Here is a 23,457-nt window from a genome sequence, read left to right as displayed (position 1 = left end):
TTTTTTTGTGGGTGCTGTTTGTCGAAGTATAGCCTGTGCTATTCGGCTTCATCCGGAACCAGTGGAGGCGGAAACCCGCCCAGGTCTAGCCAGCGATTGACTATCCCGCAGAACAGGTCGGCTGTTTTTTCCGCATCGTAGGCAGCGGAATGGGCTTCTTTACTATTGAATGGAATGCCCGCCAGTTTGCAGGCTTGCGCCAGAACCGTGTGACCATAGGCCAGGCCAGCAAGGGTGGCCGTGTCGAATGTGGAGAAAGGGTGGAAAGGGTTCCTGTTGATCTCCGCTCGTTGTGCTGCAGCAAATACAAAGTTGTGATCGAAGGTGGCGTTGTGTCCCACGAGCACTGCGCGCTTGCAATCGTGTGCCTTGACCGCCTTGCGGATGGGGCTGAAAATTTCGCTCAGACCCTCGCGCTCAGGCACGGCTTCCCGTTCCGGGTTCCAAGGGTCGATCCCTGTGAAGTCCAGCGCAGACTGTTCCAGATTGGCGCCTTCAAACGGGTCAATCTGTTGCACATGGGTTTCGGCCCGTCGCAACCGACCGTCTTCGTCCATAGTCAGTATTACGGCAGCGATTTCCAGCAGCGCGTCGCGTTCCGGATTGAACCCGCCGGTCTCCACATCGACAACAATGGGCAAAAAACCGCGGAATCTGCGGGACATGGGGTGCGATTGTCTGTTTTCGTCAGTCACTAAAGCTCCGGTTGTGGCCGTTTATCAGGAAGTCAGAATAGGTTTATGCCAAGCGCCAGTTAATGGTTTCGCCGGCTTTCAACGGAACAATGGCACCACCCGCCAGTGGCAACTCATCGGGCATTGTCCAAGGTTTCTTCACCAGTGTAATGGTATCGGTATTTCGCGGAAGACCATAGAAATCCGCACCGTTCAGGCTGGCGAATGCTTCCAGTTGGTCAAGAATGCCGAGTTCTTCAAAAATCTCCGCATACAGTCCGATGGCGCCATAGGCCGAATAACAACCTGCGCAGCCGCAAGCAGCTTCCTTCTTGTCCTTGGCATGCGGTGCGGAGTCGGTTCCCAGAAAGAATCGCTTGTCGCCGCTGGCAATGGCATCCCTCAGGGATTGCTGGTGCCGGTTACGCTTCAGGATCGGGAGGCAGTACAGGTGAGGGCGTATGCCACCGACCAGCATGTGATTGCGATTGTACATCAGATGTTGAGGCGTAATCGTTGCCCCAAGGTTGTCGCCCTGATGATGCCGAACAAACTCCGCGGAGTCGGCGGTGGTTATATGCTCAAGTACAACCTTGAGGTTGGGGAAGGCGTCCAGTGTGGGTGCCAGAACGCGTTCGAGGAACACCTTCTCCCGATCAAAAATATCGATGTCTGCATCGGTGACTTCTCCATGAACAAGCAGCAACATGCCGCATTCAGCCATGGCTTCGAGTACCGGATAAATGTTGCGGATGTCCTGCACGCCGGAAGCGGAATTTGTGGTGGCTCCCGCCGGGTACAGTTTTGCTGCAACAACGCCATCTGCACTGGCCTCAAGGATGTCTTCGCGGGACGTGGATTCTGTCAGATAAAGCGTCATCAGAGGCCGGAAGTCTGTGCCCTTGGCTGCTGTCAGTATGCGATCCCGGTACGCCGAGGCTTCAGCGGTGTTGGTTACCGGCGGAACAAGGTTCGGCATAATGATGGCGCGGCCGAAACAGGCGGCGGTTGCAGGCACAACATCCGTTAGAACATCGCCGTCTCGAACATGGAGGTGCCAGTCGTCGGGGCGCACAAGGGTAAGCTGTTCGGTCATTTGCTGGCTTCCGCAATACCTTCAAAGGGAAAAAAAGAGGCGTGAAAGGCGCGTTCGCTTTGGAAGGCGCTTTGGCTCGGAAAAATTTTGCAGATTATAGCAGAACGCGCCGGTGATTGTTTTTCCTCTCACCGATTAAAGAACACTGAATCGGTGCCGATAAACAGGGAAACCACGAAACATCCGTGAAACAACGGTATGACCGCTATGGCACTCGTTTTCACCAAAAAATCGCGAAATCTGCTGGGAATGCTGACGCTAGGTATCTTTTTGCCCGGGTCAGGCCTGGCTGGAAGCTATGGCGCGGGAATCTCAAACAGTCAGTGGTACCTTGCCGAATCCGTGTTCGAGTGCTCTATGGTGCATGAAGTTCCGGGTTATGGCCGGGCTGTTTTTCGTCACAGAGCGGGAGAAAGTCTGTCATTTTTCCTGGAGTCTGAATCTCACCTTATGCGCCCCGGGCGAGGTGCCCTGGTTGTTGAGGCGCCTGCCTGGCGGCCGGGTATCGCACCAAGGCCTGTGGGGGTGGTAGACATATCCGAGGGGCGCCGTCAGGTATCTCTTGAAACGCGACAGGCTATGATTCTCGCACAAAGCCTTCTTGAGGGCATGCGCCCCACGGTTACCCGTGCTTCCTGGTACGATGGCAGCCCGGTTCGTGTGCAGGTTTCCAATATCAATTTCAACGGCCAGTATCAGCGCTATCGTTCGTGTGTTGCGAATCTGCTGCCGGTCAATATCGATCAAGTCGGGAGATCACGAATTGCCTTTGCCAGCGGCAGCAAGAGTCTGTCTGAAACGGATATGAATACGCTGGACGATATCGTTGCTTATCTCATGGCCGATTCCACGATTGAGCGGGTATTTGTTGATGGGCACAGCGACAGCATTGGAAGCCGTATTGATAATCGCGCATTGTCTGAGGATCGCGCCAACGTGGTAGCGGATTACCTGAAAAGCCGGGGAGTGGATCCGAACCTGATTACGGTGAGGGCCCATGGCGATCAGTACCCGGTATCCAAACGGCCTGCCGATAATCGCCGCACAACCATCCGCTTGCAGCGCGAGGGCGAGCGCCCGGGATTGCAGCAGGCGAATGGATATGGTGGTGCCTCTGCGGGCTAATACTGCTGGCCTGAGAGTCTGCCACCTTCAATAAATCAGTAGATCGAACTCAGTACTTCCAGGTGAGCATTCACGCTTTCCGCGAGTGCCTTCAGGTGGTAACCACCTTCCAGTGTCGAAATAATCCGATCGTTGCTGTGCTCGGCCGCTACGCCAGCCAGAATTTCGGTTAGCCAGCGGTAATCCTCGGTTTCCAGATTGAGTTCCCCCATAGGATCGAGGCGGTGAGCATCAAATCCTGCGGATATAAGAACAACCTGGGGTTTGAAGGCGTTCAGGCGCTTGATCCACCCGGATTCCACCCGTTTGCGGAAGTCTGCAGCGGAACAGCCCGCTTCAATGGGGACGTTCACAATATTATCGGCTTGCCGGTGCACGTGCGAGTGCGGATAGAAGGGGTGCTGGAAGCTGGAGCACATGAGTATGCGTTCATCTCCGCTCACAATGTCTACCGTGCCATTACCTTGATGCACATCAAAATCAATGATGGCTACCCGCTCAAGATGATGGAAGTTGAGTGCGCGCATGGCGGCGAGTGTGATGTTGTTGTAAAAACAGAAACCCATGGACCTGCTGCGCTCAGCGTGGTGCCCGGGAGGCCGTGCACAGATAAACGCATTGGTGATCTGGCTGCTCATGACCATATCCACAGCCTGAATGTTGGCACCGGCTGCGAGTTTTGCGGCGCGCAGGGTGTCCGGCATCATGGCAGTATCGGGATCGGTGAATACCCGCCCTCTTGTGGGCTGCATCATGTCGAGCTGTTGCAGGTAGCGCTCGGGATGCACACTTAATAGCTGGTCGCGGGTGATTTCTTCGGGCCGCACCCAGTCGAGTTTCTCAGCAATTCCAGTGTCGGCTATATAACTGATGATGGCTGCCAAACGACCGGGGCTTTCCGGATGCTCCGGCCCCATGTCGTGCTTCATGCAGTCATCGTGGGAAAAAAATGCGGTGGTCATAAATCTCGAGGCGCCCCACTATCTATACTTGTATTTTCTTTAATCCTATCAGGGATAATCCAATGGTGCCGCGTTTCTTTGGTCTTACAGGACCGGTAGGCATTTCACATAGGCTCGTCTATGCCTAAGATAGGGCAGTCACATATCAAAGGAGAGTCAGCTTGAGCACCCGGTACCTGGAAAGTCTGTTCAATCCTGCTTCCATAGCGGTGATAGGGGCGTCGGAACGGTCAGACAACCTTGGCGGTATGGTGTTACGAAATCTGATGAGTGGCGGCTATCCCGGCAAGCTGCTGGTAGTAAACCAGAACGATTACGATAATGTGCACGGTGTGCCCTGTGTCAAAAAAGTGTCCAGAATGGAGTTTTCGCCGGACCTGGCCATTGTCTGTACCCCGCCGGATACGGTCGCCAAAACCATAAGGCGCCTGGGCGACGCGGGCGTGCGCACAGCCATTGTGATGACCGGCGGCATGTCTCGTACTCACAGTAAAACCGATCAGCCGCTGATGTATTCTGTTCGGGAGGCGGCCAAGGAAACCGGCATCAGAGTTTTGGGCCCCAATACCATCGGTCTTATAGTGCCGGCCAGGAGCCTGAACGCCACTTATGCACACATGGGTGTCCTTCCCGGTCGTGTGGCGTTTGTAGGGCAGTCTGGCACCATTGCCAGTACAGTGATTGACTGGGCATTTGCCCGCGGAGTTGGATTTTCTTGCTTCCTCACGCTCGGCGATGGCATGGACATCGATCACGATGACTTGATTGACTACCTTGCCCAGGATACCCAGACCCGCGCCATTCTTCTGCACATTGAACATATTCCAAATGCACGGCGGTTCATGTCGGCTGTGCGGGTGGCGTCCAGAACCAAGCCTGTGATTGCTGTAAAGTCCGGAAGAGTGCCGGAATCCGAGTGGCTAACCCATGAGTTGCCTGACGGCATCAGGCGCAGTGACCCCATATACGATGCCATGCTGCAGCGTGCTGGTGTTCTGCGGGTTGACGGTCTTGGGCAGATGTTTGATGCACTGGAAACGCTCACACGTATGCGACCGCTGCGCCGGGAGTCCCTTGCGATTATGGCCAACGGCGTGGGCCCCGGGGTGCTGGCGGTTGACCGGCTGGCCGATCTGGGCGGGGAGCTTGCCGGCCTTTCGGAATCCAGTACTAAGGCTCTGGCGGAGTTATTGCCGCCATACTGGACGCGCAAGAACCCCATCGACCTCAACTACAATGCGTCCCCTGAGTTGTACGGAAAAGCAATCAAGATTTTGGCCAAGGACCCCGAAATAGCCAACCTGTTAGTAATGTATGCACCCAGCCTGACAGAAGACAGCCTGCAGATTGCCGACGCTGTGGTGCAGGCTGCCAAGGGCACGCGGCTCAACATTTTCACCTGCTGGCTTGGACAGAGTACGGTGATGGAAGCCCGGGAGGAATTCTATCGTGCCGGATTGCCATCGTTTTTTAATCCGGAAAAAGCGGTCGTAGCCTTTATGCAGCATGTGCGGCACCAGCGTGTTCAGCGCCTGCTGACTGAGACTCCCGATTCCTTTACCGACCACTTCTCTGATCACGCCAAAACGCGGCGTGTTGTGATGAACGCGCTTCGCGCAGGTCGCAAACATTTGTCGAGCCGGGAAGCCCGGGACGTGGTCCGTGACTATGGCATTAACGCTATTGAGACGGTTTATTGTGATGACGTAGAAGAAGTTCTCGAGGCGTTCTCCATAGAGCGGCGTCCGGTGGACGTGACGATTATTCATGAGCAGGCCTGCCACCCGTTTGTAACCCTCACTGTCGCCCAGCGCCGCTATAAAGGCACGGTACAGAAGCTGAACAGTGAGAACGCGATTATCGATGCCTGCCGTTTCCTGATGGAGGAATACCAGAAGCACTTCCCGGACAGCGGATTTCTCGGCTTTGCCATGCAGCGGTCTTATCAGCACGTTGGAGGCATTGAGTTCAGTGTAGGGATCACGAGGGACGCCCAGTTCGGTCCACTGGTGGTCTGCGGAGCCTCGGGTGCTCACATCAACGTAATGACGGATCGTCAGATTGCGCTGCCGCCGCTGAACATGGTTCTCGCCCGGGAGTTGTTGCGCCGTACCTATATGTACAAGTTGCTCAGGGAGCATAGCCTGAAGCCTGAATCGGATATCCAGGCCGTCTCGGAAACGCTGGTAACCCTTTCCCAGATTGTGATCGATATACCCGAGATCCGCGGGCTGGAGATTTCGCCGCTGTTATTCAACGAGCAGGGCGCAGTCGCCGTTAACATTGCGATCAACCTGTCTGAAACGCCCGGCCGACCGATTATTCAGCCTTACCCGAGAGAGCTTGAGGAGTGGCTGGTGCTTCCCAAATCCGGCCGTCGGGTGATTATCCGCCCGGCCTTGGCAGAAGACGAACCCTCGCACCGGGTGTTCCATGAGCTACAGTCGCCGGAATCCATTCGCTATCGGTTCTTTCAGTACCGCAAACATTTCTCCCGGGAAGATGTCGCGCAGATGGTGCAAATCGACTACGACAGGGAAATGGTCTTTATTGCCAACGCACCGAAAGAAGACGGTGAGGGGGAAGAAACGCTCGGCACTGTAAGAACCTGGACAGACGCAGACAACCTTCAGTGCGAGTTTGCCGTGATGGTGCACGATAAAATGAAGGGTGAAGGCCTGGGTGTCGCGCTGATGCAGAAAATGATCGATTACTGCCGCGCCCGGGGCACGGTGGAAATGGTTGGCAACGTATTGGCAGATAACCGCCCCATGCTGCAGCTGGCGGAACACTTGGGCTTCGAGATCAAATATAACCTTGAAGAAGAGGTTATGGATTTGCGGCTGGTACTGAATGAACCAAAGAACGACTGGCAGAAGGAGCGGCTGGGAGCGATTGCCCACTGAAGCCTTACGTTGGAAGGCTTCAGTGGCGCCTGAGTGATTACTCCTCGACGATCGCGGAACGGTCTTCACCGCCCATGGCTTCGAGCAATCCAGGAATCAGTTTCGCCAATTCCAGTGTCATGAGGGTGAAGGCCGCATCGAACTTTGCGGCCGCATCATCTACATCCACGTCGTCGAGCTGATCCTGAAGCGTTTCGCCAAATTTCAGCCGACGGATGCCCATTTCTTCATCCAGCACGAAGGACACGTTGTCGTCCCAGGTCAGGGCCAGCTTGGTCACTTCCATTCCTGCGTCGAGGTGATTACGGATTTCGTCTGCCTTGAGGTTCAACCCCTTGCAGCGAACCACGCCACCGTCTTCGGAGGGGTCTTTGAGCTCACACTCATCACCGAGCACCACGGTGCCGGGCAAGTCGATGGTTTCATTCAGCCAGCCCGTAAACGTGAAGATCGGAGCCTGTTCCAGAACAGGCGGGCGTACGGGCAGCGAGCCCAAGCTTTTACGCAGGGTTGAAGCAAGGTCTTCCGCCTGTTTTGCAGAGCCGGCATCGACCACCAGAACACCGTCCTGCGGCGCCAGATACGCAAAGCAACGACGGTTCCGCGAAAATGCCTGGGGCAGCATTTCCAGCATCACCTGCTCTTTGATTTCTTCTTTCTCCTTACGACGAACCTTGCGGCCCTGCTCGATCTCAATGGCTTCGGCTTTGTCTTCTACCGCATCCTTTATCACTGGCCCGGGCAGGATTTTTTCTTCCTTGCGCAAGGCAATCAGGTGGTAGCCATTGGCGCTGTGAACCAGCTGCTCGCCGTGCTTGCCAAGAGGCGGAACCCAGCCCTGGCGCGCGGTTTCTTGTGGGCCACAGGGTTTGAACGCATCGCCGCTGAGCTTTTCTTCCAGCTCTTCAGCAGAAATATCAAACGGTTTGGTAAAACGGAAAACGCGGGCATTACGAAACCACATCAGGCTTGATCCTTGTCTTTCATATTTGGATGATTTCTACGAGCACTGTCTTGACGATAAAACCGAACACTCCCGCCCCCAGCACAGTGAACAGGGCGATGGTGCCAAACTTTCCGGCCTCTGATTTTTTGGCTAAATCCCAAACAATAAAGCCCATCCAACCAATAAGGCCTGTCAGAAACACCAGCATGGCGATCTGCGAAAAAACTGCTTCATTCATGATTTGCTCCGAGCTTAATCTGGATTAGTGTTCGTCTCGCAGGAAAACCCAGCTATTTTTGTCGGATTGGTCTTCACTGAAATAGTAGCCATCAAGGTCAAAACCCTTGAGGTCGTTTGCATCGGTAATACGGTTCAGGATGGCGTAGCGACACATAAGGCCGCGGGCCTTTTTGGCGTAGAAACTGATCATTTTGTACTGACCGTTCTTCCAGTCCTTGAATTGGGGGGTGATCAGCCGTCCTTCGAGGTCTTTTTTCTTCAGGCTTTTGAAATACTCGTTCGAGGCCAGGTTTACCAGCACCTCGTCATCGCTCTTGAGCAGGCGATTTATCTCCCGGGTGAGGCGATTGCCCCAGAACGCATAGAGGTCCTTGCCGCGTTTGTTCTCAAACTTTGTGCCCATTTCCAGCCGGTAAGGCTGCATCAGGTCGAGCGGTTTGAGAATGCCGTACAGCCCGGACAGCATGCGCAGATGCTTCTGGGCGAAACTGAAATCCTGCTCGCTGAAACTCTCGGCATCCAGCCCTGTATAAACGTCACCCTTGAACGCCAGAACTGCCTGCCGGGCGTTCTTCGGAGAGAAGGGGGTGTGCCAGCTTTGAAAACGCTCGGCGTTCAATTGGCCCAGCTTGTCGCTGATGCTCATCAGGTTGCTGACCTGGTGGGGCTCCAGTTCTTTGAGCTGATCAATCAGTTCGCAGGCATCGTCCAGAAAGTCCGGCTGGGTATAGGTTTCCGTTGCCAGCGGGCTCTCGTAGTCGAGGGTTTTAGCAGGTGAGATAACCATCAACATGTCAGGTAATTCCTCATTGCAGAAACGTGAGTAACTGTTCCCGGGTAAATGGCCAGTCGAGTTCATGCCCGGTATCGTTCCGCCGCAGCACGGGAATCCGCGTGCCGTAGCGCTCTACCAACTCTTCGGACTGTGCAATATCCACCACGTCTACCGGTATCGGGGCGGGCATAGGCGTGCTGATAAGCAAGGCTTCGGCCAGCTCACACAGGTGGCATTGGGAGGTCGTATAGAAAAACAGTTCCATTACCTTGGTTGAGCGTCTACTTGCTGGCCGTTTACACCTGCGCTGTCTCTGCCCATAAGGTACAGGTAGACAGGCATCAGCTCTTCCGGTGCCGGATTCTGCTGCGGGTTTTCTGCCGGGTAGGCATGGGCTCGCATATTGGTTCTGGTAGCACCGGGGTTCAGGCTGTTTACGCGCACGTTGTGATGTTTGTCGTCAAGCTCATCAGCGAGGAGCTGGCTCAGGCCTTCAACGGCAAACTTGGATACTGCGTAGGCGCCCCAGTAGGCTTTAGCTTGGCGGCCAACACCGGAGGACGTGAAGATAACCGATGCAGCGTCTGATTGGCGCAGCAGGGGGATCATTGCCCGGCTCAGCAGGAACGGCGCCGTAGCATTCACGTGCATGACCTTGTTCCAGGTTTCCGGGTCGTACATTTCTACCGGGCTGCGGTCGCCAAGAATACCGGCGTTATGCAACAGACCATCGAGTTTCCCGAAATTGTCTTCCAGGGTCATGGCCAATTCTTCGTAGTCTTTTACAGCTGCGCCTTCAAAATTCATCGGCACAATGGCGGGCTTCGGGTGTCCGTCGGCTTCGATTTCGTCGTAAACCGACTCAAGCTTGCTCACGGTTCTTCCAACAAGAATCACAGTGGCGCCGTGGGCAGCATAGGTTTTTGCGGCTGTCCGGCCGATACCACTGCCTGCACCGGTCACCAGTATGATTCGGTCTTTCAGAAGATCAGCGGGTGCCTGGTAATCTTGCATAACCTGTCTCCGTATCAACCTGAGCGTTGGCCAAAATTGGTCTGTTTCAGAAGCGCGCTATTGTAACAGCTTTGCGAGATCGTTGACGGTATCGGCGATGATGTCTGCATGCCATAGGTCAACGGTTTCTGGCTCTTCGATATAGCCGTAACGCACGGCGATGGTTTTCATGCGGGCATTGCGACCGGCTTCTATGTCCCGTTCATGGTCGCCTACGTAAACCGCCCGGGCAGGATCCACCCCGATCTGTTTGCAGGCGAGAAGCAGGGCTTCAGGATGAGGTTTGCGATTGGTGACGTGGTCGGGGCAGACCAGCGAGGCGCAACGTTCCGCAAGGGCAAGCGCCTGAACCAGTGGCGCAGCAAAGCGTACCGGTTTGTTGGTCACAATGCCCCAGGGGATTCCACGTTGTTCCAGGGACTGAAGAAGTAAATCCATGCCTTCGAAAAGACGGGTTTCAACGGCGACACCCGCCTCGTAAAGATCCAGAAAGGCGGTGTGTTTGGCAAGGTAGTCCGGGTGCTCAGGTTCCAGCCCAAAGCCTACTCTCACCATGGCCCGGGCGCCGTTGGAGACCGATCGGCGTATGTGCTCCGCCGGGAGTGCCGGAAAGCCGTGCTGCTGGCGCAATTGGTTGAGACAGCGGATAAAATCCGGCGCTGTGTCGATCAGTGTGCCGTCCAGATCGAACAGAACGGTGGAGGGCTGTTCAGTCTTCACGAATGTCCCTGGCGTGCATCAGGTAGTTTACATCCACGTCCCGTCCCAGCTTGTAAGAGCGGGTAATGGGGTTGTAAGTCATTCCGGTCAGTTCACGCACATCCAGCCCGGCGTGGCGCAGGTAATCGGACATTTCTGATGGCCGGATGAATTTTTTCCATTCGTGGGTGCCCTTGGGCAGCATGTTCAGAACGTATTCTGCGCCAACAATGGCAAACAGGAAGGATTTTGGATTGCGGTTGATGGTAGACACAAACAGGTGTCCGCCGGGCTTGAGCAGGGCAGAGCAGGCTTTGATAACCGAAGCCGGGTCGGGCACGTGCTCCAGCATTTCAAGGCAGGTAACCGCATCGTACTGGCCGGCATGTTCGGGGTCCCGTGCCAGTTCTTCAGCGGTGATTTGCTTGTAATCCACCTTGATTCCGCTTTCCAGGCCGTGTAACTGCGCAACGGCCAGAGGCGCTTCACCCATATCTATGCCGGTTACATGAGCACCGCGCAGTGCCATGCCTTCCGAGAGCAAGCCACCGCCGCAGCCGATATCCGCAATACGCTTGCCAGCGAGTGATACGCGCTCGTCGATATAGTTCAGCCGCAACGGGTTAATGTCATGCAATGGTTTGAACTCGCTGGTAGGGTCCCACCAGCGGCTGGCAAGGGCTTCAAACTTGGCGATTTCGTTACGGTCAACGTTCTGGTTTGTCATGTTACCTTCTGCCTGATCAATCTATCGAAATTCGGTTAGTCAGCCTGTTGTTCTCGGATTTTCCCGGCCCAGTCTTCTACACGAAGCATAAGATCCGGAACATCTATGCGCGTCAATTTTCCATCCTGTACCTGAGGTACACCGTTAATCCAGCTATGGGTTACTGCACGACCGTGGTTGCTGTAAACCAGATGAGAGGCGGGGTCATAAACCGGCTGAATAAACGGATCGCTGAGATCGATGGCGATAAGGTCGGCCAGCTTGCCCGCCACCAGTGAGCCCAGCTCGTGTTCACGGCCCAGCGCTTTGGCACCGTTGAGTGTCGCCATCTGCAGAGCTTGGTGCGCAGAAAGAGCGGCTGCATCGCTGGCGACCACTTTCGCAACCATGGCAGCGGTGCGGGTTTCGCCGAACAGGTCCAGATCGTTGTTGCTGGCGGCCCCGTCTGTTCCAATTGCCAGGTTTACACCGCTTTCCATAAGCCTGTGGACCGGGCACAGGCCGCTGGCGAGCTTGAGGTTGGATTCAGGGCAGTGGATAACGTGCGCACCTGTGTTTGCGAGCCGGGCAATGTCCGAGTCGCTGGCCTGGGTCATGTGAACGCACTGGGTTCCGGGCCCAAGAACGCCGAGCTCCGCAAGTCGTTCGACGGGGCGTTTGCCCTGTTTTTCCACGGCCTCCGCCACTTCAAATTCGGTTTCATGCAAGTGAATCTGGATGCGTACACCGGTTCTTTCGGAGAGCGCGACGGCTTTGGTCAGGGGTCCATCAGATACGGTATAAGGCGCATGTGGGCCGATCGCGGGCATGATGTAGCTGTCACCTTTCCAGCTATTGATCAGTGCACCGCCTTTGCTGAGATATTCATCAGGTCCCGCGCCCCAAACCGTGGGAAAGTCCAGTAACGGAAAGCACACCTGTGCGCGCATGCCGGTGTCGTGAGCCATTTGGGCGACAATCTCCGGGAAAAAATACATATCTGAAAAAGTGGTCGTGCCGGTTCTCAGCATTTCTGCCATGGCCAGCTGAGTGCCGTCGGCAATAAACTGTTCGCTGACAAAACGACCTTCTGCGGGCCAGATATGATCATTAAGCCAGGTACTCAGCGGAAGGTCATCTGCCATTCCGCGAAACAATGACATGGCCGCATGGCCGTGCATGTTGATCAGCCCGGGCATAACCACGTGGTGGGACAGGTTAATCGTCTCACGGGTACGAAACTCGCGATCTGCCTGCGCCACGGGTAACACAGCTGCAATTTTGGCGTCCTGTATGATTACAGCCTGATGCTCAAGCACGACGCCGTGCGGTTCGATCGGAATCAGCCAACGGGCGTTGATGCGAATATCGGCTGCGGTAATGGTATCTGCCGTCATTAACCCTGCCTTGCAGTGCCGGCGACGAATTTGGTTGAGCACAAAATGTGCACAGGGCCGCCGGATAATGAAATGTAGCCCGGGAGTATAACCGTTATACTGGCCGTTTTCAGCGTTATGAAATCGGAGCTATACAATGACTAATTCCAGGGAATCTACTCCCCTACGTGTCCCTTCTTCTGATGCCTCAGGCACGGTCGCGCTGAAGTGGCATGGCAGTAGCCTGGAATTACTGGACCAGCGCCTTTTGCCGGCTCAGGAGCACTGGATAACCCTGAAAAGCGCTTCCGGCGTTGCACAATGTATCCAGGATATGGTGGTACGCGGTGCGCCGGCTATCGGTATCAGTGCAGCCTACGGTGTGGCATTGGCCGCCGGCCGCGCAGAGGGCGAAGACTGGCAAGCTGAAATCAACCGGGCGATGCGCGAATTATCCTTGTCCCGGCCAACGGCAGTGAACCTTTTCTGGGCCCTGCAGCGAATGGCGCGAGTGTTTGACGGCTGCGGCTCTCTCTCTGAGGCGCAGAAACAGCTGTCCGATGAAGCGGTTGCGATTCATGAGGAAGATATTGCTGCAAACCTGTCAATGGCAGAGCACGCCCTTGAGGCAATGGGGCTGTCTTCAGGCGTCGGCAATCCTGCTCCCATTTCGGTTCTAACCCACTGCAATACAGGTGCGCTTGCAACCGGTGGCTATGGCACCGCGCTGGGTGTTATTCGCCGGCTCCATGAAAATAAGTTGCTCAAACGGGTCTATGCAGACGAGACCCGACCCTGGCTTCAGGGCAGCCGCCTTACGGCATGGGAGCTGATGCGGGATGGTATTCCGGTGACTTTGAATGCCGATGGCGCTGCGGCGGCCATTCTGGCAGCGGGCGAGGTTCGGTGGATCATTGTAGGTGCTGACCGGATTACCGCTAACGGCGATGTGGCTAACAAGATTGGCACCTACAGCCTTGCGGTGCTGGCACGGTTTCATAAGGTCGGGTTTATGGTTGTCGCGCCCTCAAGTACCGTGGACATGGCTCTGGAGTCTGGTTCAGACATACCGATTGAGGAGCGTGATGGCGGCGAAGTTCGTGAGATACGCGGTATCCCTTTGGCTCCGGAAGGTGTGCCGGTATTCAATCCGGTGTTTGATGTGACGCCTGCAAACCTGATTGACGTCATCATCACTGAGAAGGGGGCCGTGCGGAATCCGGATGTCCAAGGGATGCGAGACTTATTTGGATGAGGGCTTCTTCCCGGTGAGAGCCTTGTCTTCAGCCGGCTTGTTCTCCGGGTTCTCTAAGCTGGCGCGGAGCTCCGCAACCTGCTTTTCCTGATCTTCCGCAAAGTGCAGAGACATTTCGAAACTCTGTCGGGTGAATTCCAGCACTTTGTGGAAGCCTTCGTCTGAGAGAGTGCGTGCGGAGTCATGCCGACGGAAAATATTGATAAATTCCCGCTCCCGCTCGAATTGCAGAGGCACTCTGCCTATGCCCCAGTCGTTCAGGATCTGCCAGACCTCCGGATTGTAATTCCGGGTGGTGCGCATGATGAAAGGAATGGGATCGTTCCGTGCAATCAATGCCGCCAGGCGGAGAATCAGCTCGAAGGACAGCGTGGCCGTTCCGTTCTCAATGGCTTCAAGAACGGACTTGTCGCGCAGATCAAGAGCTTCGCTCATCTCCGATAGCGTCAGCCCGGCCACTTCCCGTATATCTTTCAGGGATCGGCCAGCGGCCAACATGGTTCGGAGCTGATCCTGAGAGTTGATGAGCGCGCGACCGACCCGCAAGGATGTATCGGTCGCGCGCGCGCCCAAGCGGAACGCCGATCCGGTCAGGCTGGCCAGCCGGTCAATAAGGCCTTCTGGCGTCTTTTCCGTTGCTGCCGGCTTGCGAAGATCATCAACCTCTTCCAGCGAGCGCATAGCATGGAGTGCATCCAGCAGCATGCCCTGCAGAACGCGGGCCTTGTTCTGACTTTCCTGGTCTTTGTTGACCAGTTTGTCGTTCTTCTCGCTCATTACCGTGCTTCAGCCTGAGCAGCAAACTGTTGTGGAGTGAGAATAGAAGCCATTCGCTTATCCAGTTCGAGCATATCCGCCATGATGTCGCCGCCTTCACGAATCACAAAATCCAGCTCTTCATCGGTAGAACCCAGGTCTGCAGCTTGCAGGTCCTGCCAGTCCTCGAGCTCTTCCAGAGACTCGAACGGCTCTTCGTCACGCAGTTCCCGGCGCGCATTGGCAATGGCCAGCCGGGTGCGACCGATCTGCTCCTGCTGAGAGGTGCGCTCGACCAGATTGAGGCTTACGGTATCTCTTTGACGCTGCTCTTTGAGGAAATTGATCTCCTGCTGAAGAAGGCTGAAGTCCGGGCTGCTGGCAAAGCGATCCTCATGACGTTTACGGAGTTCATCAATAATGCCGCTGAAATCAAAATACCGGGCATGAGGAACGGCGTCGATCTGATCCCAGGGCAGGGCATGATCGAGTGCATCTTCACCAATGCGGGTTTTGTCGATACGTGAAGGGATTTCGATATCCGGAATCACGCCTTTGTGCTGAGTTGACCCCCCGGACACACGGTAGAACTTTGACTGGGTAATCTTGAGCTGGCCGTGGTTGAGCGGGCGAACGGCCTGCACTGTGCCTTTGCCAAATGTTTGCGAGCCAACCACCAGGCCGCGGCCATAATCCTGGATTGCACCCGCAAAAATTTCTGATGCCGAGGCGCTCATGCGGTTGGTAAGCACAACCAAAGGCCCGTCATAGGCAACTGACGCATCGTCGTCATTAAGCACCTGAACTTCGTTGCTGGAGTTGCGAATCTGCACGGTGGGGCCCGTGTCGATAAACAGGCCAACCAGGTCGTTGGCTTCGTGCAGCGCGCCGCCGCCATTGTTGCGCAGATCCATTACCAAACCGTCTACGCCGTCTTGTTGCAGCTCCGCTATCAATTTGCGGACGTCGCGGGTAGTGCTCTTGTAGTTGGGGTCTCCAGCCTGCATGGCGCGAAAATCCGCGTAAAACGTAGGGATGGTAATCACACCAACGGTGTATTCCTGACCATTGCGCTCAAACTCGATGGTATCTTTGCTGGCGCTTTGCTCTTCCAGCTTGACTTCATCGCGGCTGATGGCAATGGATTTCGTTACGGTTTCATCGGTTGAGCTGGCCGGAACTACCTCGAGCGTCACCACGGAGTTACGTGGGCCGCGAATAAGGTCGACTACTTCATCAAGGCGCCAGCCGATCACGTTGACCGGTTTTTCGTTCTCCTGCATAACCGACACGATTCTGTCTGCAGGCTGGAGTTGGCCTTGCTTGGACGCTGGGCCGCCCGGAACCAGTCGGACGACTTTGGTGTACTCGTTATCCGCCTGTAAAACCGCACCGATGCCTTCGAGTGAAAGGCTCATGTTAATATTGAAATTCTCGGAGGTGCGTGGCGAAAAGTAGGAGGTATGTGGGTCCCACATGCCGGTAAAGGCATTCATGTAGGCCTGGAAAGCATCTTCGCTGCGAGCCTGATAGGCACGTTTCAGTTGGCCTTCATAACGACGCTTCAGGCTGTCGGTGATGGCCTCGTCGTCTGTGCCGTTGAGTCGTTGCGCAAGCACCGCATTTTTGATGCGTTTCACCCACAGCTCATCAAGTGCCTTTTCGTCCGGCTCCCATTGCGCTTCTGAGCGATCAAGAAGAATGCTTTCATTGGTGTCGAAATCGAGATTTTCGATGCCGTCATCAAGGGTCTCAAGCGCAAACTGAAGGCGCTCGATAACACGCTGTTGAACCAGGTTGTAGATATCAAATCCGGGCTGTAGCTGGCCGGTTTTAAGGGCAGATCCCAGCCGGCTTCGGACTCGGCCGAGTGTCTGAATATCGCTGCCCGTCAGATAGACCCGCTGGCCATCGAGGTAATTCAGGTAAGCATCAAACACATCGCCGGAGAGCTTGTCGCTGATACCCAGATCACGGAAATGGGTGAACTGCAGTTGCCTGGCAATGAGTATGTTGGCGCGTGCCTGATCAATGGTTGGGGCAACCGGAGTATAGGCTTCTGTGTCGGTCGCTTTCGCCTGAATGCCGAAAGGTGTTGAAAGCAGCAGGGCAACGGTGAGCGCTTTGCACACACCCATCCTGCCGGCTTTTAGCGGCGCGCGACGGACAGATGTTTTTTCCGCGATGGTCATATAGACATACCTGACGATACTGGGTGCCTGCCAGACGGATCTGGAACCGGTTTACCCGTGGGCTGATAGATTTATTGTAGGCAAGGGCTACACCCGTTGCTATAGGCATGACGTATCGGATCGTGACAATATGTCCATAACTTGTCACGTTTTCTCTGGAAATATATTCTATTTCAGTCGGTTGAAAGTTAATTTCGCGTACGGGCAGTGCCGTGAATGGCGATACTTGCTGTTTCTTGAAAGCACTGCGAATTGAGAGAGTTGCAGATAGCGCTGTTGCCAGGTAGCGGTTAAATAGTGCGGCGGAGGGGCCGCCCCTCCGCCTTTCAGCCAATTCAGATAAAGGGTTTGTCCTGTTCAGCATGCTCAAGCAGCAGTGCCGGTGGTGCAAAACGCTCGCCATAGGCGGCCGTCAGCTCTCGGGCCCGCTCTGCAAAGGCCCTCACGCCGTACTGGTTGATAAACTGTATGGCGCCGCCGGTCCAGGGCGCGTATCCGATCCCGAAGATGCTGCCGATGTTGGCATCTTCCACGGTGCGTAACACGCCTTCTTCCAGGCAACGAATGGTCTCAATTGACTGAATGAACAGAATGCGATCTTTCAGTTCCTGCAGTTTCACTTTCCGGGCTTTTTCGCTATCCACATACAGAGTTTCAAGCTCTGGCCACAGGTACTTCTTGCCTTTGGCAGGGTATTCATAGAAACCGGCGCCGGCAGCCTTGCCTTTGCGCCCGTGGTCGTCAACCATCTGATCGATGATCGCCTCTGCCGGGTGTGGTTTCCAGATGCCACCGGCTGCTTCCATATCCCTTTTACTCTGGCTGCGGATGTGCTGCATCAGAGTCATGCTGACTTCATCGGAGATGCTCAGTGGGCCCACAGGCATGCCGGCCAACAAACCGGCATTCTCGATGCTGGACGGGTGAATACCTTCACCCAGCATACTGATTCCCTCGTTAACAAAGGTGCCGAACACGCGGGAAGTGAAAAAGCCACGGCTGTCGTTTACAACCACGGGAATCTTGCCGATCTGCTGAACGTAATCGAATGCTCGCGCCAGAGTCTCGTCTGAGGTTTTCTCGCCCACAATGATTTCCACAAGCATCATTTTGTCTACCGGTGAAAAAAAATGCAGCCCAATGAAGTTTTCCGGCTTGGTGGAAGCTTCTGCCAACTGGGTAATGGGAATGGTGGAGGTGTTTGATGCAAAAATGCCGTTGTTAGCCAGCTTCGGCTCGGCCTCGGCTGTAACCTTGGCTTTCAGATCGCTGTCCTCAAACACGGCTTCGATCATCAGGTCGCAACCTTCCAGATCGGCGTCAGAGTCTGTTGCCTTGATGCGGCTCAGAACTTCTGCTTTCTTCCCTTCGGTCATGCGGCCGCGGCTGACTTGTTTCGCCAGCAGGTTTTCAGAGTAACTTTTGCCTTTTTCCGCATTTTCGAGAGAAACGTCTTTAAGCACCACCTTGATGCCACGGCTGGCGGTGGAGTAGGCGATGCCTGCCCCCATCATTCCGGCACCCAGTACCCCAACCTTTTTGAAGCTCTCTTTCTCCACGCCTTCAGGTCGGCTGCCACCGGCATTAATGTCATTCAGCTGGAACCAGAAGGTGCCAGTCATGTTTTTGGCGACCTGACCAATCACCAGTTCAGCAAAATAGCGGGTTTCAATCAGGCTGCCGTTATCGAAGTCCACCTGGGCGCCTTCCACAGCCGCAGCCATAATGCGCTCAGGCGCCGGATAACAGCCTTTGGTTTTCTGCTTCAACATGGCGGGCGCAATCGCCAGCTTTTGTGCCATGGCAGGGTGGTGGGGCGCGCCACCTGGCAGCTTGAAGCCTTGCTTGTCCCAGGGCTGTTGGCATTTGGGGTTGGCATCGATAAACGCCCGAGCCTTGGCCAGCATGTCTTCCGGGGAGTCCGCCAACTCGTCGATAATGCCGGCTTTCAGGGCAGCAGAAGGGCGTAGTTTTTTGCCTTCCATCAGAAGCGGGAACGCCGCTTCCAGGCCAATCATTCGAGGCAGGCGCTGAGTACCGCCACCGCCGGGAAGCAGGCCAAGCGTTACTTCCGGAAGTCCCAGCTGGATGCTGTTGTTGTCCAGCACTATACGATGGTGGCAGGCGAGGGCGATTTCGAAACCGCCACCCAGCGCAGTACCGTTGATTGCCGCGACCACGGGCTTGCCACAGGTTTCCAGTGCCCGCATCTGGGCCTTCAGGCCGTTGACCATGCCTTCAAAGGTTTCGGCGTCGTCGCGGGTAACTTTGTGAAGTTCTTTCAGGTCGCCACCGGCAAAGAAGGTTTTCTTGGCAGAGGTAATGATGATACCGCGAATGTTTTCGAGGTCGCCCTGAACCTTACTGACGGTTTCGTTGAGGGCTTCCCGGAATGCCGCGTTCATGGTGTTCGCGGACTGACCCGGCATGTCGATGGTGAGGGTCAGAATCTGATCTGAACCCAGTTCATAACGGATGGCACTCATAATCGGTTCTCCTTACAGAAAAAGTGTGGGGTTCAGACCCGCTCAATGATGGTGGCAATGCCCATGCCGCCGCCGACGCAAAGCGTCGCCAGCCCAAAGCGCAGTTCACGGCGCTCCAGTTCATCCAGCAGAGTGCCCAGAATCATTGCGCCTGTAGCGCCAAGGGGGTGGCCCATAGCGATTGCGCCGCCGTTCACATTCACTTTTTCATCCGGAACCGAAAGCTCCTTCTGGAAGCGCATTACCACGGAGGCAAAGGCTTCGTTCACTTCAAAAAGATCAATCTGATCAACAGTCATGCCGGCTTTTTCCAGTGCCTTCAGGGTCGCCGGAGCAGGGCCGGTTAGCATAATGGTCGGGTCGGTGCTGGTGACCGCAGTTGCAACGATGCGGGCACGGGGCTTGAGACCCATAGCCTTACCCTTTGTTTCGCTACCAATGAGAATGCCGGTAGCGCCATCCACCATGCCAGACGAGTTGCCGGCGTGGTGCACGTGAGTGATTTTCTCGACGTAGTGGTATTTTTCACTGGCGACACTGTTAAAGCCCATTTCGCCCATCATCTGGAAGGATGGCTTGAGGCCCGAGAGGGACTCAACCGTGGTATCTCCTCTCACGTGTTCGTCGCGATCCAGGATCACTACGCCGTTCTGATCTGTGACGGGAATGATCGACTTGGAAAAGTAATCCTGCTTCCAGGCATTGGCCGCCTTTTGTTGGGACCTTACCGCGAAACCGTCAACGTCCTCGCGACTGAAGCCTTCCAGGGTTGCAATAAGGTCTGCGCCAATACCCTGAGGCATGAAGCCGGTATGCAGGTTGGTGTGCGGGTCCATCGCCCAGGCGCCACCATCGGACCCCATAGGTATGCGGGACATGGATTCCACGCCGCCGGCAACGACCATATCTTCCCAGCCTGAACGCACTTTCATCGCGGCCATGTTAACCGCTTCCAGGCCCGAGGCGCAGAACCGGTTCAAAGTTACGCCCGCCACCTTTTCGTCCCAATCGGCTGCCAAGGCTGCGGTTTTAGCGATGTCAGCGCCCTGATCACCAACGGCAGTGACACACCCCATCACGATGTCGTCCACCTGCGCGGTATCCAGATTGTTTCTCTGCTGCAGCGCATTGAGCACCGTGGTCAGTAAGGTAATGGGTTTTACACTGTGCAGTGATCCGTCTTTCTTTCCACGCCCTCTGGGAGTGCGGACCGCGTCGAAGATATACGCCTCGGTGGTCATTGCTTTTCCTCTGATGATTATTGCTTTGTGATTTACCTGTAAGAGACATCACCATAGCTCGTTGATAGCACTGAGGGTAATGACGCGGCCTGCCAATCGGATTGGCGGAATTGCTCAGAGACCATGACAGGTGAGGCCGGGGGTTCTATTGTTCAGGTACAGGTGGGGGCTTTCAGAGGTTCCCATGCAGAATCAGGAGGCACAGAGCCATGTCTTTCAGAGATGCCATCGATAATTTTTACGAACGCCTGGTACTGGACGCCACTGATGCAACGAGGGAGCCGGGGGATACTGCGGATTTTCTGACGGACGTGATGTGCGTTGCCCTGAACCGGCTACCACCACGCTATTACAGGCACACCATTGATATGATGTTTTATCTGGCTGACGAAGAGCTCAGGGGTATGAAAGAGAAATCCCTGGCTGCTGTTCAGGGCGCCAGGGAGTTTGTCAGGGAGCATCAGCGGGAGTGATGTTCTCAGTGCTCAGGTTCTGATCAGGTATTGATCAAGGGACGATCAATTAGCGATCAGATTGTTCAGGACGTTGTTCAAACGGCTTGCCAGAGCCGGGTCGGCAGGCTGGGCCGCCGACTGAATGCACCAACTGGCGACCAGGGCTTCGATGTTCTGGAGCGCGCTGTCAGCTTTTTCTGCTGAACCCATGCCTTCCGCCAGGCGCCGAACCTGTATTTCCATCCGCTTGTTCTGGTCTTCTTCGGGTGATGACACGCCGGCCAGGATTTCTGCACGAATAACCAGTTCTTGATCATCCAGCGCCCCTGCGCTTTCTGCAAGCGCGGCCCACTTGCCGGGGAAATCACGATCTGCAGGTGCTTCGCCCGCTGCGCGGGCAAGCACAAACGCTTGCCATTCCGATATGCCCGTTCTGAGTTTTTGGGCGGCCACAGCCTGGCTTATGCGTTGTTTCTCTTGCTGGACCCGCTCTTTAACCCCGGCAGATACTTGCGCAACATCGAGGCCGCGCAGTGCTGCCGCCGCCTGCTCCAGCGACTGAGCGTCCTGATCGGAGCTTACACCGGCTACCTGTTGCAACACCGTTTCCGCGGATGAGTCTGCCTCTTTCGACGCTTGCTGCTGTTCCGAACGCTCGGAGTCGCGGCGTGCAAACACCTCATCGCAGGCTTTGCGGAATGCCTGCCACAGTTTGCGATCTTCCCGGTGGCGGGTAATGCCAACGGCCTTCCAGTCTGATTGCAGTGCTTTGGCTTTGTTCATCGCCTCTTGCAGGGGTTCGTGTTCAGTCAAAGCCTGTGCCTGTTCGACGATTGCCTGTTTCAGGGCCTCGTTTTTCAGGCGCTCCTGATCAATAGGGGCTTCCAGCTTTTTAAGCAAATCGTCAAATTGTTTCTGCACCTGACGGTTGTCCCGGAACTCTATAGGCCAGGCAGATTTCCATTCCTGGCGGGCAGTCTGCAAAATACGGTCGACAGCTTTCCAGTCGACCGTGTTCCAGTCTGCTCCGTTAACAAAATGCTCCAGCTCGGCACAAATGGTTTTGCGCTTTTCCAGGTTCGCCTGCTTCAAGCCAGACTTGGCTTTAAAATAGGTTTTGCAGGGTTCATAGGCTTTGTCGGATGCCTGCTTGAAACGAGACCACAGAGTGCGGTCTGACGATCCACCCAACTCCTGCCATTCCTTCTGAAGTTCTTTTATGTGTTCTGCCTTCGCTTCCGGCTCAATCGGTTGCTCTGCCAGATGTTCCATCTGCTCACATAACGCCACTTGCTTGGGTTCGGTCGCAAATCCCTGCCAGTCCGTCAGTTCTCGGAGCTGACCGGTAAGCAGTTGCATGCGTGCCTGAAAGCCCTTGCCATGGCGATGATCAAGCGCTTTGTAATACTGTTGCGCGGTTTTCATAAGCTGTCTGGATTCTTTCAGCTGTTTGGCTTCAAGAGCGCTTTCCAGCTGATCCAGAGATGTTTTCAGGCTATCGGCTGAAGCCTGGTGCTGCTTCGAGTCATCATTTGCATCAACCGGAGCTTTGGGCTTTCCAGCCAGCTTGTGCACGGGCTCCAGTAGATCCGGAGCCAGAAAGCCTTGAGGCCAGTCGATTTCGTTTAGCAGAGCCCGAGCGCGCTCCTGGTCTTCCGGGCTAGCCTCTTCCTGTTCAACAGTGGCAGAGAGGGCGAGAAGCGAATCTTTTGCCTGGCTTATCTGTCGGATCGCAGAAATATAGTTACGCAGTATCATCATCGACGCTTCGTAGGTTTTCTGCTGTTGCTTTTCAACCTGGGTGTCGCGGGTCGCCTCAATCCATCGGTTTTCCTGGGTTTTTTGAAGCGCGTCCAGTGAGGCGAGGGAGGCGAGCTCTTCGGCAGGTTGATGGCGCAAGTCTTCGAGGGTTCGAGCTATAAGAACCAGAGTCTCATTGCGCTGAAGCTGCTGTTCACGCTGGCGTTGCTCTTCGACCCGGGCAGCCTCCATATCGGTAAGGCGTTCCCGGCAGCGGTGTGCCGACTGCAAGAACTCACTGAGCTGATCCGGCGTTGCGCTGGTCTCTACCCTGGCCCATTGGTTCATGAGCGTTTCCAGGCGGGCTCCATAGAGGTTCGTGTCGTCGCTTTTTGCCTGGTCGTGGGCATTGCGGATCAGCGCAGCTATGGTTGCGGAAACAGCTTCCTGGCGAGTCTGCTCATCCCGAATAACCTGCAGCTTTTGCCGCACAACCTGATAGACACCTTTGTCTCGGCCTTTTGCCTGCTTTTGGACGCGTGTAAGGAGCTCTGCTTCCTGAAGCTGGTTTACCGCCCTGAGCCGGATGTCCGCTGTTAAACCTTCAATCGCGAGACCGGCAGCGACTTCCTGAGTCGGGGTCGCTTGCAGCGCCTGAAGCTGCTCTTCCCTTAGCTCTGCACGCTTATCCTCCACTGGGGGGGCAACCGGCTGCATTTGAGTTTTGGTTTTGCGGTCAGTTGCGGTGGTGGATTTGCGGGATTTAAACAGTTTCTGGAGGAATGCAGCCATGAAGATGTCCTTTGGGATTGA

Annotated in this window: 20 protein-coding genes; 4 read left to right on the top strand and 16 right to left on the bottom strand. The window is 55.4% G+C overall.

The window, feature by feature from the left end:
- Positions 1 to 38 precede the first annotated feature (38 nt).
- Both rnt and pyrC read right to left on the bottom strand, forming a co-directional pair.
- Entirely contained in the window at positions 39 to 695 is a 657-nt protein-coding gene (gene rnt / locus ACN0V1_RS19075) for a ribonuclease T (protein ID WP_417546521.1), read from the bottom strand.
- A gap of 43 nt (positions 696 to 738) precedes the next feature.
- A complete protein-coding gene (gene pyrC, locus ACN0V1_RS19070; protein ID WP_417546520.1) occupies positions 739 to 1,770 on the bottom strand; it encodes a dihydroorotase in 1,032 nt (343 codons plus the stop codon).
- Positions 1,771 to 2,019: 249 nt separating this feature from the next.
- Here pyrC and ACN0V1_RS19065 point away from each other — a divergent pair, with 249 nt between their 5' ends.
- Positions 2,020 to 2,895: a flagellar protein MotY gene (locus ACN0V1_RS19065; protein WP_417546527.1), complete on the top strand. Its 876-nt coding sequence runs from the start codon at positions 2,020 to 2,022 to the stop codon at positions 2,893 to 2,895.
- 35 nt (positions 2,896 to 2,930) lie between these two features.
- Here the strand turns inward: ACN0V1_RS19065 and ACN0V1_RS19060 are convergent, their stop codons facing one another.
- The gene (locus ACN0V1_RS19060; protein ID WP_417546519.1) at positions 2,931 to 3,857 is read right to left on the bottom strand and encodes a histone deacetylase family protein; all 927 of its coding nucleotides are present in this window, start codon (positions 3,855 to 3,857) and stop codon (positions 2,931 to 2,933) included.
- Positions 3,858 to 4,018: 161 nt separating this feature from the next.
- Between ACN0V1_RS19060 and ACN0V1_RS19055 the strand changes: the two genes are divergently transcribed.
- Positions 4,019 to 6,763: a GNAT family N-acetyltransferase gene (locus ACN0V1_RS19055; RefSeq protein ID WP_417546518.1), complete on the top strand. Its 2,745-nt coding sequence runs from the start codon at positions 4,019 to 4,021 to the stop codon at positions 6,761 to 6,763.
- A 37-nt stretch (positions 6,764 to 6,800) separates the two neighbouring features.
- Here ACN0V1_RS19055 and rdgC read toward each other — a convergent pair whose 3' ends face one another.
- Genes rdgC through ACN0V1_RS19015 form a run of 8 tightly spaced genes read right to left on the bottom strand, consistent with a single transcriptional unit; the run spans position 6,801 to position 12,540 of the window.
- The gene (rdgC, locus tag ACN0V1_RS19050; protein ID WP_417546517.1) at positions 6,801 to 7,727 is read right to left on the bottom strand and encodes a recombination-associated protein RdgC; all 927 of its coding nucleotides are present in this window, start codon (positions 7,725 to 7,727) and stop codon (positions 6,801 to 6,803) included.
- A gap of 19 nt (positions 7,728 to 7,746) precedes the next feature.
- Positions 7,747 to 7,947: a DUF2788 domain-containing protein gene (locus ACN0V1_RS19045; RefSeq protein WP_417546516.1), complete on the bottom strand. Its 201-nt coding sequence runs from the start codon at positions 7,945 to 7,947 to the stop codon at positions 7,747 to 7,749.
- Between the two features lie 24 nt (positions 7,948 to 7,971).
- Positions 7,972 to 8,742: a peroxide stress protein YaaA gene (yaaA, locus tag ACN0V1_RS19040; protein WP_417546515.1), complete on the bottom strand. Its 771-nt coding sequence runs from the start codon at positions 8,740 to 8,742 to the stop codon at positions 7,972 to 7,974.
- 13 nt (positions 8,743 to 8,755) lie between these two features.
- A complete protein-coding gene (locus tag ACN0V1_RS19035) occupies positions 8,756 to 8,989 on the bottom strand; it encodes a glutaredoxin family protein (protein ID WP_417546514.1) in 234 nt (77 codons plus the stop codon).
- A complete protein-coding gene (locus ACN0V1_RS19030; protein WP_417546513.1) occupies positions 8,989 to 9,738 on the bottom strand; it encodes a YciK family oxidoreductase in 750 nt (249 codons plus the stop codon). The genes ACN0V1_RS19035 and ACN0V1_RS19030 overlap by 1 nt, the downstream gene beginning before the upstream one ends.
- Before the next feature lie 57 nt (positions 9,739 to 9,795).
- Entirely contained in the window at positions 9,796 to 10,458 is a 663-nt protein-coding gene (locus ACN0V1_RS19025; RefSeq protein WP_417546512.1) for an HAD family hydrolase, read from the bottom strand.
- Positions 10,448 to 11,164 carry a bifunctional 2-polyprenyl-6-hydroxyphenol methylase/3-demethylubiquinol 3-O-methyltransferase UbiG gene (ubiG, locus tag ACN0V1_RS19020; RefSeq protein ID WP_417546511.1) on the bottom strand — a complete coding sequence of 239 codons (717 nt, stop codon included), beginning with the start codon at positions 11,162 to 11,164 and terminating at the stop codon, positions 10,448 to 10,450. The genes ACN0V1_RS19025 and ubiG overlap by 11 nt, the downstream gene beginning before the upstream one ends.
- Positions 11,165 to 11,199: 35 nt before the next feature.
- Entirely contained in the window at positions 11,200 to 12,540 is a 1,341-nt protein-coding gene (locus tag ACN0V1_RS19015) for a TRZ/ATZ family hydrolase (protein ID WP_417546510.1), read from the bottom strand.
- Positions 12,541 to 12,676: 136 nt separating this feature from the next.
- Here ACN0V1_RS19015 and mtnA point away from each other — a divergent pair, with 136 nt between their 5' ends.
- Positions 12,677 to 13,774 (top strand): S-methyl-5-thioribose-1-phosphate isomerase, encoded by a 1,098-nt coding sequence (mtnA, locus tag ACN0V1_RS19010; protein WP_417546509.1) that lies wholly within the window; start codon positions 12,677 to 12,679, stop codon positions 13,772 to 13,774.
- Here the strand turns inward: mtnA and ACN0V1_RS19005 are convergent.
- From ACN0V1_RS19005 to ACN0V1_RS18990, 4 genes are all read right to left on the bottom strand, one after another.
- The gene (locus ACN0V1_RS19005) at positions 13,763 to 14,551 is read right to left on the bottom strand and encodes a helix-turn-helix domain-containing protein (protein ID WP_417546508.1); all 789 of its coding nucleotides are present in this window, start codon (positions 14,549 to 14,551) and stop codon (positions 13,763 to 13,765) included. The genes mtnA and ACN0V1_RS19005 overlap by 12 nt on opposite strands.
- Entirely contained in the window at positions 14,551 to 16,722 is a 2,172-nt protein-coding gene (locus ACN0V1_RS19000) for a carboxy terminal-processing peptidase (RefSeq protein WP_417546507.1), read from the bottom strand. Before ACN0V1_RS19000 ends, ACN0V1_RS19005 begins: the two co-directional genes overlap by 1 nt.
- 335 nt (positions 16,723 to 17,057) lie before the next feature.
- Entirely contained in the window at positions 17,058 to 19,208 is a 2,151-nt protein-coding gene (locus ACN0V1_RS18995; RefSeq protein WP_417546506.1) for a 3-hydroxyacyl-CoA dehydrogenase NAD-binding domain-containing protein, read from the bottom strand.
- Between the two features lie 32 nt (positions 19,209 to 19,240).
- Positions 19,241 to 20,449, bottom strand: coding sequence for an acetyl-CoA C-acetyltransferase (locus ACN0V1_RS18990; RefSeq protein ID WP_417546505.1), 1,209 nt, complete (start codon positions 20,447 to 20,449; stop codon positions 19,241 to 19,243).
- 209 nt (positions 20,450 to 20,658) lie between these two features.
- On the opposite strand from ACN0V1_RS18990, the gene ACN0V1_RS18985 reads away from it, so the two are divergent.
- Positions 20,659 to 20,922 (top strand): late competence development ComFB family protein, encoded by a 264-nt coding sequence (locus ACN0V1_RS18985; RefSeq protein WP_417546504.1) that lies wholly within the window; start codon positions 20,659 to 20,661, stop codon positions 20,920 to 20,922.
- 45 nt (positions 20,923 to 20,967) lie between these two features.
- Here ACN0V1_RS18985 and ACN0V1_RS18980 read toward each other — a convergent pair whose 3' ends face one another.
- On the bottom strand, positions 20,968 to 23,436 hold the full coding sequence (locus ACN0V1_RS18980; protein WP_417546503.1) for a DUF349 domain-containing protein: 2,469 nt from the start codon (positions 23,434 to 23,436) through the stop codon (positions 20,968 to 20,970).
- Positions 23,437 to 23,457: the final 21 nt, after the last annotated feature.

Origin of the sequence: Marinobacter sp., assembly GCF_048266785.1 — a bacterium.
Lineage (GTDB): Bacteria > Pseudomonadota > Gammaproteobacteria > Pseudomonadales > Oleiphilaceae > Marinobacter.
The sequence above is the reverse complement of the archived record's forward strand: the minus strand, read 5'-3'. Positions and strand labels throughout refer to the sequence as shown.